Raw genomic sequence first — 16,611 nt, 5'->3', positions numbered from 1 at the left:
CTTAGTTTTGGGCAATACTTACTCTAAAATTATCGCCTACCTCCCTGAAACCCTTGTCCACCAAAAGCTCTTCACCAGTCAAGCCTTCCACTATTTCGGTCCTCCCCTGGTAGGTCTTTCCTCTTGTCACATAAGTTTTATGGGCCGTTTCGTCTTCTATGGTAAACAAATACTCCCCTTCATTGTCCTGTAAAAGCAGATGGGTAGGCACGGATACGGCCTCACTGTTTTCATAATCTTTCACCCGTATGACAGACACCATATTGGGCTTGATGTTTTCGCCTCTCGGGAGAAACGCCTCTATTTTAAATGTTCTGTTGTTGGGATCGATTACCCCGCCTACTGCAGTTATTTTTGTTTCCAGTTCTGTGCCTAATGAAGGAAACTTCACATTGACCACGTCCCCTTTTTTCAATATGCCCACATACCTTTCGGACACTTCGCCTTCTATAAAAAGGTCACTGCTTCCGATAAAGTTGGCGATAGGTGAACCCGGCTGTACCAGTTCGCCTACCCTGACCATCACTTGCTCCACCGTGCCATCAAAAGGTGCGGTCACGGTGGTCCTGTCTTTTTGCAGCTCCAACGCGGCCAGGGATTTTTCCAGGGTTTCTTTTCGGTTCTTGGCCTCCAGGTACTGTATTTCTGTACCGATCTGCTGGTTCCACAATCTTTCCTGTTTTTCAAAAACCGTACGGGCCAGTTCCAGCTGTTTTTCCACTTCATCCAGGTTTCTGTTGACGGCCTCGGCATCCACAATGGCCAGCACCTCGCCTTTTTTCACACTCATGCCTTCAATGGCCACGATTTCCTGGATCCTGCCGGAAACCTCGGCACTGATGTTAACATTCCTTTTGGAGAGGACTGAGCCTGTGACTTCCACATAATGTTCAAAACCGCCCTTCCTGGGCTTCAGCGTGGAAATCAACACCGATTTTCTTTGAGACTTTCCGAATTCCGGGTCCAGGTGGGCTATTTCTGCTTCCAAATCCTGTATTTTCAATTTCAGGGAAGCAGCTTCCTTTTTATATCCCTCAAGCTCTCTTTTCTTTAATTCCACCTCATCTCCTTGCTGGCCGCAAGCGTAGGCCAGAAAGATAAGGGCGATGACGAAAAATTTGTTAATGTGCTTTTTCATGTTTATATAGATGTCGACTGTGTTCATTTTAATATTCCTAATGCTTTTTCAAGATCCACCTTGGCAATGAAGGCATCATACAAGGCGGAAAAGTAATTTGATTCAGCCTCTTTCAGCGCTGCATCCGCTTCCACAACCTCATAATTAGATCCAACACCTTCTCCATATTTGATTTTGGTCATCTCAAATACTTCCATTGCCAATTCCCGGTTTTCTTTCTGGACTTCGAGGGTTTTCAAGCTGTTTCGCAGATTGGATCTTGCTTCAAATTTTTCCACCTCTATGTTGTCTTCAAGAAATAATTTTTGGTTTTCGAGTTGCCTGATCTGAACCCTGTTCTGCTGGATTCTGTTCTTCTTTGACAATCCATCAAAAATGGGAATGGTCATATTCACGCCTACAAATGCTGCGGTAAACCAGTTCCTTTGTTTCCAGATTGAATTAAAATCCAAAGCGGCCCCAGCCCGCTGGTAGGTTAAAAAACCGTCCAGTTTAGGCATATATTGAACCTGGTTGTTTTTCAAATCCAGTTTGGCAAGTTCCAGATTGGTATTCAGTTGATCCATTTCCACCCTTCTGTATCCATCTAATTCCAACGTTGTGAGAAAATCATCTTCAGTATTGAAGTCATCAAGCTTTTCAGCAATTTCTAAGGTATATTCCCGGGGAAGCCCTATTTGCAGCTTGAACATTTCCTTACTTATTGATGTCGCAGTAGTAGCCTTGTCCAAATCTGTCTTTATGTTGTTCCTTTGTACCTTTATCCTGGAAACATCCAATTTTTCAACAAAACCAACTTCATACATGGACTCCGTCTCCTTGAGCAAGATATCCAACCGGGCAAGATTGGCCTCCACCAACCTTCTTCGCTCTTCGTTTACTAATACCGTGAAAAAAGCCTTTTTGACCCCCTCGATAACGTCATTCTCGGTTTTCTCCCTGTCGAATTCCGTAAGCAACTTTAAAGTCTTTGCGGCTTTCAGGCCTACGAAATAGGAACCGTCGAAGATCATTTGATCCACCCTTACGCTGAGTGAAGATTGAAAATCCACCCCAAATCTGGCAGGTATCACATCTGAATCCACCGTGGGGTCTTCAAAGGGGCCCTCGTTAGGAAGAAATACAAGAGGGATAGCCATATTGTGCGTAAAATCGTATGCCCCATTGATCTGAGGCAATCCCTTAGCCAAGTTTTCGCCAATCACGCCTTTTGATACCAATACTTCCAGCTGTGCGTTTTTCGCTTCCACATTATTTTCCAAAGCATATTTTATGCTCTCTTCCAAAGTGATGGGTATCACTTGCTGTGCTTCTGCCGTCAGTTGGCCAAAACCAACCAGGCAAGCCACCAAAAAGATAATCGTAGTCTTAAAATCCATAGATTTATTTTTCCTGATGTTTGAATTTCTGATAATACCACTGCTTCTGAATTTCATGTTCATTTTTTCAGCTTTTTCGAGATTGACGACCAAATTACAGTCGGGTAACCAGGGCAGAAAGAACTACTCCGTCAAACGAGGGTAAAAGTCGGTGAATACCTGCTTCTTTTCGTTAAACGATTCTGCTTCCCGCGGAGCAAAGACTTCGCACAGGCCAGTTTCTCAGATATAAGATTTTTGTCATCTACCCTATATTCTCCGGAGGAAATCCTGCTGAAAAGACATTCGCCGTCCTGATATCCATAATCTAATTTATCGTTCCTGATTTTTGAGTTTTTGATAATACGTGGCCCGCCCCTGATCGGTAAGAAGGCCGTGTATAAAATGGTCCAAAACCTGTAACTGAAAATCCAGAAGGCTATAGCCATCACTGGGGAAATTCCCCGAAAACGAATTGGTAACCTGTTCCAGCCTCATGTGGGCAAGGATTTCGGAATTGATCTCGGGCCGGAAATCCCCGGATTTTTTCCCCCTTTCCAAAATTCCCGCGATGCCCTTCAAGGCATGCTCACGCTTAAATTGCTCCAACCTTTTCCAACATTGAGGATAATACCGCTGGATGTCGTGCAATACCAAAGGATTCATCTTGGCAAATCTCCCCCTTAAGTATTTGGTCATGCGGATCAGATGGTCAATGGCACTTTCCTCCTTTTCCATCATCTCCTGAAAAACACACTCATCCTGCCTCATGGCGCTTTCAAAAACCCCATTGACAAGCTCCTCCTTACTGGTAAACTCCTCATATATGGTTTTTTTTGATATGCCTCCGTTTCTGGCAATGTCATCCATCGTGACCGCTCTTACGCCATACAACATGAATTGCTCCATGGCTACCTGAATTATCTTTTCTCTCGTTTCCAATTTCCTTTTATAAACATCTTGCCAGAAAACTTTGGAAACTTTAAAAAAGTTCTAAGTTTCCAAAGTTTTTTTACTTTTATTTTTTGACCTTCATTGAACAAGAGGGAACAGTTGAAAAAAATAGGTGGTCTACAACCCCATAACGGTACCTTTAACTCGAAACGACTTTATTTTTCAAACCGGAAATTTCGGTTTTTTATTTTGAAAACAAAGTTTCACCTGTCAAATAAAAAAACAACCGCTCTTCATGAGTGTCCGAATATGGACGCTGCGTACACTCCTTTTATCCCATAGGCGGACAGTTGGACAAAAACCTCCTCTCGGGATTTCAAATTGACTGAATTCTTTGAAAGCAATTTTGTACCTTTGTGGCTTCTTAAAAGCTATCCGTCACAATATGATTCTCTTTTTTCAAGCCGCTGAACAGACAGTATACGCAGTGGAGGCCAAAGCGCCTTTAAATTCCCAGGATATTTCAAGACTCCAATGGCTGTTTGGAGAGGCCTCCGTTCTCGAATCGGAAAAAATTGAAGGCCGCTTTCTCGGCCCCCGAAAAGAAATGATCACCCCCTGGTCCACCAACGCGGTAGAAATCACCCTGAATATGGGGTTACATGGCATTAACAGAATAGAAGCTTTCCAGTACTGGGATAGCGCTCACACCCTGGACCCCATGCTGCAACGGCTCTATGAAAACCTTGATCAGACCATCTTTAAAATAGAAAAGCAACCCGACCCTGTCCAATTCATTCATGACATCGCCAACTATAACCGCGATGAGGGTTTGGCCCTGAGCAGGGAAGAAATCGACTACCTGGAACAAGTGAGCCGGGAACTTGACAGGCCCTTGACAGACAGTGAAGTCTTTGGTTTCAGCCAGGTCAATTCTGAACACTGCAGACACAAAATATTCAACGGCACTTTTATCATTAACGGCGAAGAAAAGAAAATATCCCTTTTCCAGTTAATCAAAAAAACGGCTGCTGCCCATCCCAATAAAATCGTATCCGCCTATAAAGACAACGTGGCCTTTATTCAAGGCCCTAAAGCGCTGCAGTTCGCCCCAAAGACCCAACACAAGGCGGACTTTTTTGAGCTGACAGAAATGGATACCGTACTTTCCCTTAAAGCAGAAACACATAATTTTCCCACTACAGTCGAGCCTTTCAACGGGGCGGCGACAGGGTCCGGAGGAGAGATAAGGGACCGTATGGCGGGTGGGACAGCTTCTATTCCATTGGCAGGAACCGCCGTTTATATGACCTCCTATCCCCGGACCGCACCCGGTCGCACCTGGGAAAAAGGCCTCCCTGAAAGACAATGGCTTTATCAAACCCCTATGGATATCCTCATCAAGGCTTCCAATGGCGCGAGTGATTTCGGAAATAAGTTCGGCCAACCGCTTATCTGTGGCAGCGTGCTGACTTTTGAGCATGATGCGGGTGAATGGCACTGGGGCTTTGACAAAGTCATCATGCTGGCGGGGGGAATAGGCTTTACCAAAGCGCCTTACAGCCTCAAAAAATCCCCGGAAAAAGGGGACAAAGTCATTGTCATGGGCGGTGACAACTATAGGATCGGCATGGGTGGCGGAGCGGTTTCCTCTGTAAATACCGGAGAACTGAGCAATGCGATCGAACTCAATGCCATTCAGCGTTCCAACCCGGAAATGCAAAAACGGGTAGCCAACGTGATCAGGGCCATGGCTGAGCATCCCGAGAACCCTATCGTTTCCATCCATGATCACGGCGCCGGGGGGCATCTGAATTGTCTTTCGGAATTGGTGGAAGAAACAGGAGGGACCATCCACATAGAAAAACTGCCTGTGGGTGATGCCACCCTTTCCGCAAAAGAAATCATCGGAAACGAATCCCAGGAAAGAATGGGACTGGTCGTTAAAGAAAAAGACGTGGCCCATATCCGGCAGATAGCAGCAAGAGAACGGGCGCCATTTTATGAAGTCGGTGAGACTACCGGGGATATGCACTTCAAATTTGAAAACTCCGACACGGGTGAGAAACCGATCGACTGGCAGCTGTCACACATGTTTGGTTCTTCCCCGAGGACCATTCTGAAAGATCAAACCCTAACCCAGGATTTTGAGGCCATCAAATACAATACGGCCGGTTTCCGCGAATACCTGGAAGATGTGCTCCAACTGGAAGCCGTGGCCTGTAAGGATTGGCTGACCAACAAAGTGGACCGCTCCGTGACGGGACGGGTGGCCAAGCAACAGACCACAGGCAGCCTCCAGCTTCCCCTCAACAATGTGGCCGTGATGGCCCTGGATTATTCCGGCAACAAAGGCATCGCCACATCCATCGGCCATGCTCCCGTTGCCGCCCTGGCCAACCCCGAGGCAGGATCCCGGTTGGCGATGGCCGAAGCCCTGACCAACCTCCTTTGGGCTCCCATTACCGACGGACTCAAAGGAGTATCTCTGAGTGCCAACTGGATGTGGCCGGCTAAAAACCCCGGAGAAAATGATAGGCTCTACCGGGCAGTGGAAGCCACAAGCGATTTCGCCATTGCACTTGGTGTCAACATTCCCACCGGAAAAGATTCTCTGTCCATGACACAGAAATACCCCGATGGCAAAACAGTATATTCACCCGGCACGGTTATCATTTCTTCAGTGGCGGAATGTGATGATATCAGAAATATCATTTCCCCTGATCTTCAGCCCGTCAAAGGATCCAAATTACTTTACATTGATTTTTCTCGGGATGAAGCCAAATTAGGGGGAAGCAGCTTTGCACAATCCCTCAACAAAATAGGCAACGATGTCCCTGATATTAAAGATGCGGCTTATTTTGTCAAAGCATTTTCCTGTGTTCAGACGCTCATTGCCAAAAAGCTGGTATTGGCGGGCCATGATATTTCCTCAGGAGGCCTCATTACCACGCTTCTCGAGATGTGCTTTCCCAACCCGGAAGCAGGCTTGAACATCCACCTTCAAAATCTCAAAGAAAAGGATTTCATTAAAAGTCTTTTTGCAGAAAATCCAGGAGTGGTCATTCAGGTAGACAAACCGGAGGAAGTCCGCTCCATTCTGGAAGAAAACGGTATTTTTTATACCGAAATCGCCACGTATGGGCAGACCGGGAAAGTCACATTTCATGGAATTGAGGTGGAATTGGATGTGGCCCGATGCAGGGATACCTGGTTTCGGTCCTCTTATCTGTTGGATGTCCAACAAAGTGGCGAAAAGCTGGCCGCAGCCCGTTTTGAAAACTACAAACAGCAGCCCCTTGCATTCCGTTTCAAAAATGACTGGACCGGGAGCTATGATGCTTTCGGCCTGAACCCCGGAAGAAAATCCACCTCGGGTACCCGTGCAGCCATCATCAGGGAAAAAGGAGTGAATGGAGACAGGGAAATGGCCTATGCCCTTTGGTTGGCAGGCTTTGATGTCAAGGACATCCATATGACCGACCTGATTTCCGGCAGGGAAAACCTGGAAGACGTCAACGTGGTGGTTTTTGTGGGCGGGTTTTCCAATTCCGACGTACTGGGATCTGCTAAAGGCTGGGCTGGCGCCTTTCTGTACAACAAGAAGGCCAAAGAGGCGCTGGACAATTTCTACAAAAGGACGGACACCCTGAGTCTGGGAGTGTGTAACGGATGTCAGCTTATGGTGGAATTGGGGCTGGTTTATCCCGAACACCGGGAAAAACCAAAAATGTTGCACAATGACAGCCATAAATTTGAATCCGCATTTGTCAATGTGGTGGTTCCCGAAAACACAAGTGTCATGTTCGGCTCGCTTTCCGGACAACAGTTGGGGGTATGGATAGCCCACGGGGAGGGAAAATTTAGTCTTCCCCAAGACAAAGAAACTTACCACATCACCATGCAGTATGGTTATGAAGCCTACCCTGGTAATCCGAATGGCTCCGATCACAGCGTGGCGGGGATAGCCTCGCATGATGGCAGACATCTGGCCATTATGCCGCACATTGAGCGGTCTTTGGCCCCGTGGAACTGGCCCCATTATGTAAAGGGCAAAGAAAAAGATGACATTACCCCTTGGGTGGAAGCTTTTGTCAACGCCAGGGAATGGGTGGAAGAAAAAACAAGCTAACCTTTTGCATAGATGATCAGCAAGACACCAAAACCTCCCTATTATGCTGTGATTTTTACCAGCATCAGGGAAGATCAGGACAAAGGCTATTCGGAAATGGCGGAAAAGATGGAGGCGCTGGTAAAATCCCAGACGGGATATCTGGGCCATGAATCAGCCAGAAATGGCGTGGGCATTACCGTAAGTTATTGGAAAAGCCTGGAGGATATCAAGGCGTGGAAGCGTAATCAGGACCATTTGGCAGCCCAGACTCAAGGTAGGGAAAATTGGTATCAATCCTACAAGGTGAGGATATGCAAAGTAGAGACGGATTATGATTTTGAGCGCTGACCGCCCATTTATCGGAGAAAAACGCACGATGACATTTGCGGGATAAACCCTGCATCCGAAAATTAAATGACAAGCAAACAAAAGGCCTGCCAGGTGTTCTTCAACCGGCAGACCTTTTGTTTCTTATATTGAACAGGTGGCTCCCCGCTTCAATGCTTTTCTAAATCAGTGTTTCAATGATTTAGCCTCCATAAGTTTTTGTTCTTTTCCCGTAAGGTGACTCACTACTGCCACCAATCCAAGGGTGATGAACAACAGCAGATCCAATCTGATCCCAAAATACATATCGGGAATCCATCCCGCCAAGGACATCAGGAATATCGCCAGTCCAGCCAGGGAGAGGTAAATGATGGCTGAAGAAACCTTTCTGTTGCTCAGAATGCCCAAAATGATCATGGGCCCCATAATGCCTGTACCCGCAAAACTCACTCTGGCTAAAAGCACCAGCTGGTCAATCACAATGATGGAAAAGAAAAAGGCAATCACGGAAAAAACAAAGATGCCGATTTTGGTCTTGGTCATGATGGATTTTTCATTGCCTCTTAGTAAACCGCGTAACTCGGATCCCAAAGCGAATATCTGGGCATTTGTGGTAGAAAGTCCTGCGGCTATCAAACCAATGATTGCCAATGCGGCTACAAAATTAGGTTGGTCATAGAGAAACGCATTGGCAAAGAACTCATCCCTTCCTGCATCTTTGTACAGATCTACCCCATAAAACCCGATAAAGATGGTAGGCAGGATCACCAGAATGGCAAATGCCCCCAAGGAGACGGCCATCAGTTGCATTGTCTTCATACTTTTCATCACGACAATCCTGGTCGTAAACTGGGGCTGTGTCACCGGAATCATCAATATGGCAATCAACGATGCCAGAAGGAACTGCGGTGTCAGAAGCCCTTGAGGCCCCGGTGTGGAAAGCAACTCTTCCTGTATTTCGCCTACTCTGTCAAACATAGGTCCTATGCCGCCAAAATGCGAGAGACATGCCGAGCCAATTATCCATATCACCGCCAGCAGCAACAATCCCTGTATGGCATCACTGAAGATAATGGCTTTCAGCCCCCCTATTTCGCTGTAAACAAGCATGATCAATACAATACCTGCTGACCATCCCCAGGCTGGAAGGGAGCCTGGAAAGGCGGCATTCATAAAGATCGCTATCCCCTGTATCTGTATACCCACATACGGAATGAGAAAAAGAAAGGCACTTAAAAAGAAAACATATCCCGCAAGTTTATTTTCATAACACCTGCCGATAAGGCCGGAAACACCACGGAATTCCATGCCTTTCACTTTCATCCGGATATGGTATCCAAACCAAAGCAGGAAGAACACCATGGCCCCGTCAGAAACGGCGAGGAATATCCATGCCCCTACCCCGTTGATCCTGAAAAAATCCGGCATACCCAGAAAGGTAAAGGTACTGAACAAGGCCGCAGCAAAGGTTAATACCCCAAGGGTGAGACCGATGTTGGACCCTGCCAACATAAACTCTTCTGAAGACCTGCCTTTTTTGTAGGACTTCAGCGACGCAAAAACCAATAGCCCCGCATATATCAATCCGAAAACCCATACCCAAAAAATCATAATTCCTCCTCCTCTTCATGCATCCCCGGATGTACCCTGGTGCCGATGTACGTCAATACAACCAACAAAACGGTAATGATAAAGCTGGTCCATAAACTGTAGGGGATACCTGCCAGTTTAGGACTGGAAACACCCTGGGGAGTCACCATGGGTGTAAAAGTAATGATGGACAAGACTATTGCTGTTGCGCAGCAAATGTTCCAATATTTTCTCTTTGGATTCATATGCATAAAATGGGTTTAAAATTTAACTGACAATATACAATCGTTGAGCGATTATTCTCTATAATTTATATAAATGAAACAATGGCCGGTGGTTTAACCGGCCATTGTTTCAAACCTACTACAATCTGGGTAAGGAAAGTCCTCCGTCTACCATGATTACCTGGCCGGTTGAATAGGGGAAATCCCCTTTGGCGAGCCCGGCAACCGCCAGTCCTACGTCTTCGGGTTGTCCCCATCGCGGCTGAACACACAATCCTTCTTTGATCAGTTTATCATACTTTTCTTTTACTCCTGAAGTCATATCCGTTGCAATGACACCGGGTCTGACCTCATAAACCGGAATGTCGAATTCCCCAAGTCTCACCGCAAAAAGCTGCGTGGCCATACTCATACCGGCTTTGGCTACGCAATATTCGCCCCGGTTTACCGAAGCGATGGTAGCTGAAATGGAAGAAACGTTAATGATGGAGGCCTTGAATTCCGGATGGCCATTTTTCTGCCTGATCATCCAATTGGCCGCCAACTGGGAGAGAAAATAGGCGCTGTTGAGGTTGGTTTTCAGCACATAGTCAAAACTTTCCTCAATGGCCTCCAGTATATCCTTTCTTTCCTTAGGTGCTACGCCGGCGTTGTTGACCAATACATTCAATCTTCCAAAATGTGCCTGGACCTTGTCCATAATGGCCTGTCGTTCACCCGCGTCGCCTACGTCTCCGCGGCAATACACCACATCAGCCCCCAATCCTCTTAATTCATCCAGGCTTTGGGCCGTATCTTCCTCTTTTCGCATCCCATTGATGGCCAGATCAAACCCTTCTTCTGCCAGACACTTGGCTATGCCGAGCCCTATTCCTCTGGATCCTCCTGTTACTAAGGCTACTCTTTTCATCATGATGTCCGGTTAGAGTTCAGGTACATCTACCCACGCCCGCTTTTCCCAACTTTCCAGTCCCTTTTCTGCTAACTGCACCCCTTTGGCACCTTCTTTCATATCCCATGGGAAGGGGTCGTTATTGACCACATGCTTGAGGAACAGCTCCCACTGTACTTTGAAGGCATTGTCAAACGGCTCCTGCTCGGGAACTTTGGCCCAGCCTTCGTAAAAATCTATGGGCTGGACGATATCGGGATTCCAAACCGGCTTAGGTGTGTTGCCGTAATGCTGGATATAGCATTCCCTCAATCCGGCCACTGCGGAGCCCTTGGTACCATCCACTTGAACAGTTAGCAAGTCGTCTCTTCTTACTCTGACAGTCCATGAGGAATTAAAATGGGCAATGATGTCCCCTTCCAACTCAAAAGTAGCATAAGCGGCATCATCCGCTGTACACTTATAGGGTTTGCCTTGCTCATCCACCCTTTCCTTTATGTGGGTGGCTCCCATACAGGACACGGCCTTTACCTTGCCGAAAATATTGTCCAAAACATATCTCCAGTGACAGAGCATATCCACGATGATACCCCCATCATCCTCTTTCCTGTAATTCCAGGAAGGTCTTTGTGCCGGCACGGTGTGCCCCTCAAACACCCAGTAGCCAAATTCTCCCCTCACAGAAAGAATCTCGCCAAAAAACCCGTTTTCTATAAGGCGCTTGAGTTTTCTAAGACCCGGAAGCCAAAGTTTATCCTGTACCACGCCGTTTTTTACTCCGGCTTCCTGACATAACTTATGCAGTTCCAGGGCAGTGGCGGTATCTACTGAGACCGGCTTTTCGCAGTAAATATGTTTTCCGGCTTTCACCGCTTGTTTAACGGCCTCTGCCCTTCTTCCGGTCGTCTGGGCATCGAAATAGATGCTGTAATGGTCATCTTGCATGAGGCTATCCAGATCAGTGGAAATCTTGGACACCCCTGACATCCTGCTCAGTGCCTCCAATTTGGATTTGTTCCTGCCCACCAGCACCGGATCCGGCATGATGGTATCACCATTGGGCAGTTTCACCCCGCCTTGCTTGATGATTTCAACGATGCTCCGCATCAGGTGCTGATTGGTGCCCATCCTGCCGGTGACACCGTTCATGATTATTCCTATTTTATGTTCCATTTTCTAATTTGATTATGCTAACATTGATAATAACTTTCCACAATTTTATCCAGGAATTCCCTTTGGTCGGTGGCCCAAAGCCTGTCGGAAAATATTTCCACTTCGTTGAATCCGTCAAACCCGGCCTCTTCCACCCAAGCCCTGATACCGGGAATGTCTATACACCCCTCTCCCATCAGGCCCCGGTCGTTGAGCAAATCCACCGTGGGACTTATCCAGTCACAAATGTGGAATGCAAAGAGGTTTCCGTTCCTTCCACAGCGCTGGATTTCGTTTTTCAGGTCCGGATCCCACCATAAGTGGTAAACATCGGCCGCCACACCTACATGATCTGATCCTATGGCTTCCGCCATATCATTGGCCTGCTTCATGGTGTTGACGGCGGACCGCGTGTCAGCATACATAGGATGGAGAGGTTCAATGGCCAGCTTTACGCCGTGGTCGATGGCATAGGGCAGCACCTTTTCAATACCTTCCTGGATCTGGGCCCTGGACACCTCAAGAGACTGTCCCGGATCCGCCCCGCAGACCAAAACAATCATCGGCGCTCCGAGGGCAGCTGCCTCATCCACTGCCCTAAGGTTATCTGTGATGGCTTTTTGCCTCTGCCCAGAGGAAACCGATGGAAAAAAACCTCCCCTTACCAGGGAAACAACGTCAAGCCCATGCTTCCTAAGACGGTCTCCGGTCTCAGCAATATTCCTTCCTTCAAGGTACTGCCTCCAGACGGATATTCCCTTGACCCCTACCCTCTCATAATTTTCCGCAGCTTCTTCTATACTCCAGGATTTTGTAGTGATGGTATGAATACAGAGTTTACTGAGGTCTTTTATAGGTTTTAAACTCATGACAGGCAATTAAAAAAGGTATAATAAGGATCTTTATTGATGATGCGCTGAACATATAGGGCCAGTTCACGCGCATGGTAATCCCCCCACATGCTGGATTCTTCACAGGCTATTTTTTGACCTTTCGGCACATTGTCCCAACCGTTGGGCTGGTGGTAAATGGAGTGCAAAAGGATACCTTGATGCTTTTTATCCGTGCTTAGATAAGGCTCCTGCAACAATGTTTTCAGTACGGTCAAACCGGCCTGCCAATATTTTTTACTTTTCTCTACCTGACCCTTTTTATCCAGATAATGTCCCAGTCGTAGCAGTCCCTGGGCACCGATGGCCGCGGCAGAGCTGTCAACAGGTTCATAAGCATTGTAAGGGTCCGCAGGTTTGGAAAGATAATCCCCAAGCTTATGCAGGTTAGGTGCCCCGGTGTCCCAGTAGGGTATCCCGTCAGTCGGTGTATGCTCAATATAAAAATCACAGCTTGCCTCGGCAGCCTGTAGCATAAAAGCCTCTATATCGCTCCTTGTCCCGTAAGCTTCCAGTTCCTTATCGGTCAGGGTATCGATATACTCCAACTCTTCCGCAAAACCACACATGGCCCATGCCAGGCCTCTGGTCCAGGTAGAAAACCCTGTGTATCCCTGCTGGGAATTAGGACAGCGGAAGTTGCCATCATTGGTATTAAAAACACTTTCATGGGCGGTTCTGCCCCAGAGATCATACCTGTCCCTGCCTTTGCCGTAAAATACGGAATAATCTGCAGTGGCTTTGGCATGCTGTAAACCACGAACCAGCAGATTCACTTTACGGTCATTTTCTTCCTGGAGCACATGCCCCAAACTGTAACTCAGCATCAGAATGCGGACCGTACGGATGGTATCCACAAAAAGAGAATGAGGCCCATTGAAAGAATAAATGAATCCCCCGCCTTTGATATCGGTCCAGCGGCTTGCCTGTACAGCACCTGAAACTTTCAGGGCAAGTTCATAAAAGTTTTTTTCCCATTCATCGTATGGGATTTTTTCTTCTACCATGAGGCGCAACAGGTTTCCATAGGTGCTCACATTGTTGAAACCGTGATCGTGCACACCGGTATGACTAGTATGTGGAGCCATCAGCTGCAGGGTTTTGAGCCTGCCTTTTTCGAGAAACGACGCTTCTCCCGTGGCATCGAACTGCAAAATAGAAGACCCAAATTGAAAACCCTGGGTCCATTCGGTCCAGCCTCTGGTGGCGTACTTACCATTAACCGTAAAAACAGGTGAGCCTTGGTTTTGAGGGTACTCCTTTTCAATGGCATGGATCTTTTCTCCTGAAAGTTCCCAGAAGCGGGCCAGCGCCTTTTCCAGGTCTTTGGGTTTAAGGTCAAAATCAATGTTTACCATTTTCTTCGCTTGGTTGGTTAAATTTCGTGAAAGGAAAACTTATGCCCAATTTCCAAAATTTACTTTGGCTTTTACTTTGGGTATAATTGGACTTTTTTACACAGTCATAAAGGTAGACAGCGCTATATTATATTTAAAGGTATTTTTTTAATTAAAGCTGGTACTTTTCATTTTCTGCCTTCCTGAATCCTGATGGCGTAAGCCCCGTCTTTTTCCTGAATATCCTGCTGAAATAGGACGGATCTTCATAGCTGAGTTGATAGGCGATTTCCTTGTTGGACAGATCTGTATAGATCAGATACCTTTTTGCCTGCAGGATCAGCCGGTCCAAAATGATTTCCCCGGCGGTGAATCCGGTTATTTTTTTTACATATTTGTTCAGCACGGCAGGAGACAGGGACATCATATCCGCATAATCCTGAACCAGATGGATTTTCCTGAACTGCTGTTCCACCAAGGCGTTAAACTGTTGGACCAATGCAAAATGGGGGTCCATGGTTTTCTTTTTTTCCGCAAAGTAGTGGATATAAAACTGCTTGCATTTCACCAAAAAAATCTGGAGATAGCAGCGCAACACCTCTTCGGCCATTTCTTTTCCGGAAGTATATTCTTTTCTAATGGCGCTGATCAGTTCCAACAGCTCGGTGAAATCACCCTCATTCAAATTCAGAATGGGTATAAGCGTGGGATTATTAAAATAGGGCAATCTGTATAAAAAATCTTCTTGAAAAGAATCCAAGGCATAAAAATCCCTTGAAAAGACCATCAGGTAACCATGGTAATCATTCTCCCTGCTGATAAGATGCACTTGACCCGGAGAAAGGAAATGTACGCTGCGGGAATGGATATTATGGGATGCGAAGTCGATCTCATGTTTTCCCGCACCGTTGATGAACACGCAGATCTCATAATATTTATGGCGGTGGGGCCGGTCAGTTTCATGGGGATATGTCCTGTTTTTAATGGTTTTTCCCTGCACTTCATATATCTGAAAATCTGTACGGGCGTCTCCTTCAGGCATTTCATAGGTTTTTATGGGATCAGTCATACTTGTTGGCCATCTATGGTTGACATGGTAAAAATAAAAATATGTATTGAAACGGCCATGCGCAATGAGAAGACAACATTCCCCCAAAGTACCTCATCCGCCTGTGGGATAAGCTCAAGGCCATTGAGAAATTTTCAACCGGACCTCTCAATTTCCGATTGGATTTACCAAATAAATAATACAAAAGTATAACAATTAAAAATAATGTAATTTTTTAGTATTTTTATTAATATATTTTTATAAAAAAAGCGTTTTTATTAACTTTGAAACATCAAACAAAGACAGAAGGTCTTTTTATACTGTAGGATGATGAAACTGGCAGACATGCCCTCCTGTCTCGGGGGTGGGGATCACAGGACAAAGCAAATAGCGAGCTCGTATTTTGCCCAACTGCCCCGTGAAGGTTCGACTCCTTCTCCTACAGCAGGTTATTTTGGGTTTATTGTTAATTGACTAAAGCTATGGAACGGTGTTTCATAGCTTTTTTTGTTAAAAGGCTGGCTGCAACCCGCAAAAAAATGACAGCGGTCACTATTGACCCTACAAGGTGCCGTGGGCAAAGACCGGTTTATTGGAGAATCAGCCGGATCCACGCCCGATCCCACAGGGAATGATACGCCGGCTTACAGAAAGGGGGCTTTGGAATGAAACAATTCCGCTTAGCCGGGGAAATGGGCATCATCGGTGGTATATGCCTGCATTTTTGATCAAATCCGTGGGCAATGTCCTTTTTATATGCTCCCTGTATTTGTAATTCAAAGGATGAAAAAGGTTCCCAAAGAGTGTCCAAGGTAATGGATACCGTGTATCGCGTCCGGAAAAATAATAAGACAGCTTTTTAAAGCCATATAATAACAGGTTCCCTTTCATGATACTCTTTTCTCTGGGATGTTTGCCGGGATTTGTTTTCAGTGCATCCAGGTAGTTGTCCAGATAGGAATGCATGGCCATGTACATGGCTCCTGAAAAAGCCGTATAAGGCCTTCCCACCCAGGCTATTACCGAAACCAGTTCTTTCCAATAATCCGGCATCCACCTGCCTTCATCGTCATGGACTTTTGCTGTGCCGTTTGGATGCTCGGGTTTTCCCACAAAGTAAGTCTTGGGGTCAGCAAATTCTTTCCAAACCGGCGAAATATCGGTTTTGGTGGCTTTAACATCATGCCAGGCCCCTCCATAGTGGTGCCAGATATAAGTCCGGATATAATCAGACTGGTGTACTGCGCTCAAATAGGGAAAACAGGGGTGCAGAGGGTGTTCCTTAAGGATCAAGCTGCGCAGACAACCCGGCTCCACCAAAATCACAGGCAAACCCACATGGTCTATTAGGTATTGGAAGCTTTTTTTTCTCCCCTCAGTCATCGGCCCACCTGCCCAGTAACACCATAGCACCTTCGGGATTCCAAAAACCTTTTCAACAGAAGGGAGTTCGGCTAATTTTAAAATCAAATCTTATAACCCATTTAGTAAAACACAAGAGAAATTGGACCCAAATATAAACCGCGGCAGAACTGATCCTCATGTACCCCGAAAATATTCACAACAACGGCTTTAATTGAGGTCAAAGAACCGGCTCCAAAAGAGCATACAAATTCCCTTGGGACAAAAATAATAATTTTATACGGC

At 46.3% G+C, this 16,611-nt stretch carries 13 protein-coding genes; 2 read left to right on the top strand and 11 right to left on the bottom strand.

The window, feature by feature from the left end; genetic code table 11:
* Window position 1 precedes the first annotated feature (1 nt).
* The 3 genes from ACFPFU_RS12185 to ACFPFU_RS12175 all read right to left on the bottom strand — a co-directional run bounded on the left by ACFPFU_RS12185 (window position 2) and on the right by ACFPFU_RS12175 (window position 3,438).
* Window positions 2–1,138 (bottom strand): efflux RND transporter periplasmic adaptor subunit, encoded by a 1,137-nt coding sequence (locus tag ACFPFU_RS12185; protein ID WP_377064853.1) that lies wholly within the window; start codon window positions 1,136–1,138, stop codon window positions 2–4.
* Window positions 1,139–1,161: 23 nt separating this feature from the next.
* The gene (locus ACFPFU_RS12180; RefSeq protein WP_377064851.1) at window positions 1,162–2,517 is read right to left on the bottom strand and encodes a TolC family protein; all 1,356 of its coding nucleotides are present in this window, start codon (window positions 2,515–2,517) and stop codon (window positions 1,162–1,164) included.
* Between the two features lie 312 nt (window positions 2,518–2,829).
* Window positions 2,830–3,438, bottom strand: coding sequence for a TetR/AcrR family transcriptional regulator (locus tag ACFPFU_RS12175; protein WP_377064849.1), 609 nt, complete (start codon window positions 3,436–3,438; stop codon window positions 2,830–2,832).
* Window positions 3,439–3,835: 397 nt separating this feature from the next.
* Between ACFPFU_RS12175 and purL the strand changes: the two genes are divergently transcribed.
* On the top strand, window positions 3,836–7,522 hold the full coding sequence (purL, locus tag ACFPFU_RS12170) for a phosphoribosylformylglycinamidine synthase (protein WP_377064847.1): 3,687 nt from the start codon (window positions 3,836–3,838) through the stop codon (window positions 7,520–7,522).
* Between the two features lie 12 nt (window positions 7,523–7,534).
* Window positions 7,535–7,852, top strand: a complete 318-nt coding sequence (locus ACFPFU_RS12165; protein ID WP_377064845.1) for an antibiotic biosynthesis monooxygenase family protein — start codon at window positions 7,535–7,537, stop codon at window positions 7,850–7,852.
* A gap of 165 nt (window positions 7,853–8,017) precedes the next feature.
* Here ACFPFU_RS12165 and ACFPFU_RS12160 read toward each other — a convergent pair whose 3' ends face one another.
* From ACFPFU_RS12160 to ACFPFU_RS12125, 8 genes are all read right to left on the bottom strand, one after another.
* Window positions 8,018–9,442: a sodium:solute symporter family protein gene (locus ACFPFU_RS12160; protein ID WP_377064843.1), complete on the bottom strand. Its 1,425-nt coding sequence runs from the start codon at window positions 9,440–9,442 to the stop codon at window positions 8,018–8,020.
* Window positions 9,439–9,666: a hypothetical protein gene (locus ACFPFU_RS12155; protein WP_377064841.1), complete on the bottom strand. Its 228-nt coding sequence runs from the start codon at window positions 9,664–9,666 to the stop codon at window positions 9,439–9,441. The genes ACFPFU_RS12160 and ACFPFU_RS12155 overlap by 4 nt, the downstream gene beginning before the upstream one ends.
* A 118-nt stretch (window positions 9,667–9,784) precedes the next feature.
* Window positions 9,785–10,555 (bottom strand): 3-ketoacyl-ACP reductase, encoded by a 771-nt coding sequence (locus ACFPFU_RS12150; RefSeq protein WP_377065199.1) that lies wholly within the window; start codon window positions 10,553–10,555, stop codon window positions 9,785–9,787.
* A gap of 12 nt (window positions 10,556–10,567) precedes the next feature.
* On the bottom strand, window positions 10,568–11,710 hold the full coding sequence (locus ACFPFU_RS12145; protein ID WP_377064839.1) for a Gfo/Idh/MocA family protein: 1,143 nt from the start codon (window positions 11,708–11,710) through the stop codon (window positions 10,568–10,570).
* A gap of 17 nt (window positions 11,711–11,727) precedes the next feature.
* Complete coding sequence (locus ACFPFU_RS12140) at window positions 11,728–12,558, bottom strand: sugar phosphate isomerase/epimerase family protein (protein ID WP_377064837.1); 831 nt, start codon at window positions 12,556–12,558, stop codon at window positions 11,728–11,730.
* A complete protein-coding gene (locus ACFPFU_RS12135) occupies window positions 12,555–13,937 on the bottom strand; it encodes a glycosyl hydrolase (protein WP_377064835.1) in 1,383 nt (460 codons plus the stop codon). The genes ACFPFU_RS12140 and ACFPFU_RS12135 overlap by 4 nt, the downstream gene beginning before the upstream one ends.
* Before the next feature lie 151 nt (window positions 13,938–14,088).
* Window positions 14,089–14,985 carry a helix-turn-helix domain-containing protein gene (locus ACFPFU_RS12130; protein ID WP_377064833.1) on the bottom strand — a complete coding sequence of 299 codons (897 nt, stop codon included), beginning with the start codon at window positions 14,983–14,985 and terminating at the stop codon, window positions 14,089–14,091.
* A 678-nt stretch (window positions 14,986–15,663) separates the two neighbouring features.
* A complete protein-coding gene (locus ACFPFU_RS12125; RefSeq protein WP_377064831.1) occupies window positions 15,664–16,434 on the bottom strand; it encodes a glycosyltransferase family 32 protein in 771 nt (256 codons plus the stop codon).
* Between the last annotated feature and the right edge of the window lie 177 nt (window positions 16,435–16,611).

The sequence above is a fragment of the Negadavirga shengliensis genome (genome assembly GCF_042652345.1).
In the GTDB taxonomy this organism is placed as follows: Bacteria; Bacteroidota; Bacteroidia; order Cytophagales; family Cyclobacteriaceae; genus Negadavirga; species Negadavirga shengliensis.
This window is presented reverse-complemented; position numbering and strand designations above follow the sequence as displayed.

Coding starts and splice junctions, on each gene's coding strand:
- ACFPFU_RS12185 (WP_377064853.1), bottom strand. CDS start 1,138: ATGAAAAAGCACATTAACAAATTTTTCGTCATCGCCCTTATCTTTCTG.
- ACFPFU_RS12180 (WP_377064851.1), bottom strand. CDS start 2,517: ATGGATTTTAAGACTACGATTATCTTTTTGGTGGCTTGCCTGGTTGGT.
- purL (WP_377064847.1), top strand. CDS start 3,836: ATGATTCTCTTTTTTCAAGCCGCTGAACAGACAGTATACGCAGTGGAG.
- ACFPFU_RS12165 (WP_377064845.1), top strand. CDS start 7,535: ATGATCAGCAAGACACCAAAACCTCCCTATTATGCTGTGATTTTTACC.
- ACFPFU_RS12160 (WP_377064843.1), bottom strand. CDS start 9,442: ATGATTTTTTGGGTATGGGTTTTCGGATTGATATATGCGGGGCTATTG.
- ACFPFU_RS12155 (WP_377064841.1), bottom strand. CDS start 9,666: ATGAATCCAAAGAGAAAATATTGGAACATTTGCTGCGCAACAGCAATA.
- ACFPFU_RS12150 (WP_377065199.1), bottom strand. CDS start 10,555: ATGAAAAGAGTAGCCTTAGTAACAGGAGGATCCAGAGGAATAGGGCTC.
- ACFPFU_RS12145 (WP_377064839.1), bottom strand. CDS start 11,710: ATGGAACATAAAATAGGAATAATCATGAACGGTGTCACCGGCAGGATG.
- ACFPFU_RS12140 (WP_377064837.1), bottom strand. CDS start 12,558: ATGAGTTTAAAACCTATAAAAGACCTCAGTAAACTCTGTATTCATACC.
- ACFPFU_RS12135 (WP_377064835.1), bottom strand. CDS start 13,937: ATGGTAAACATTGATTTTGACCTTAAACCCAAAGACCTGGAAAAGGCG.
- ACFPFU_RS12130 (WP_377064833.1), bottom strand. CDS start 14,985: ATGACTGATCCCATAAAAACCTATGAAATGCCTGAAGGAGACGCCCGT.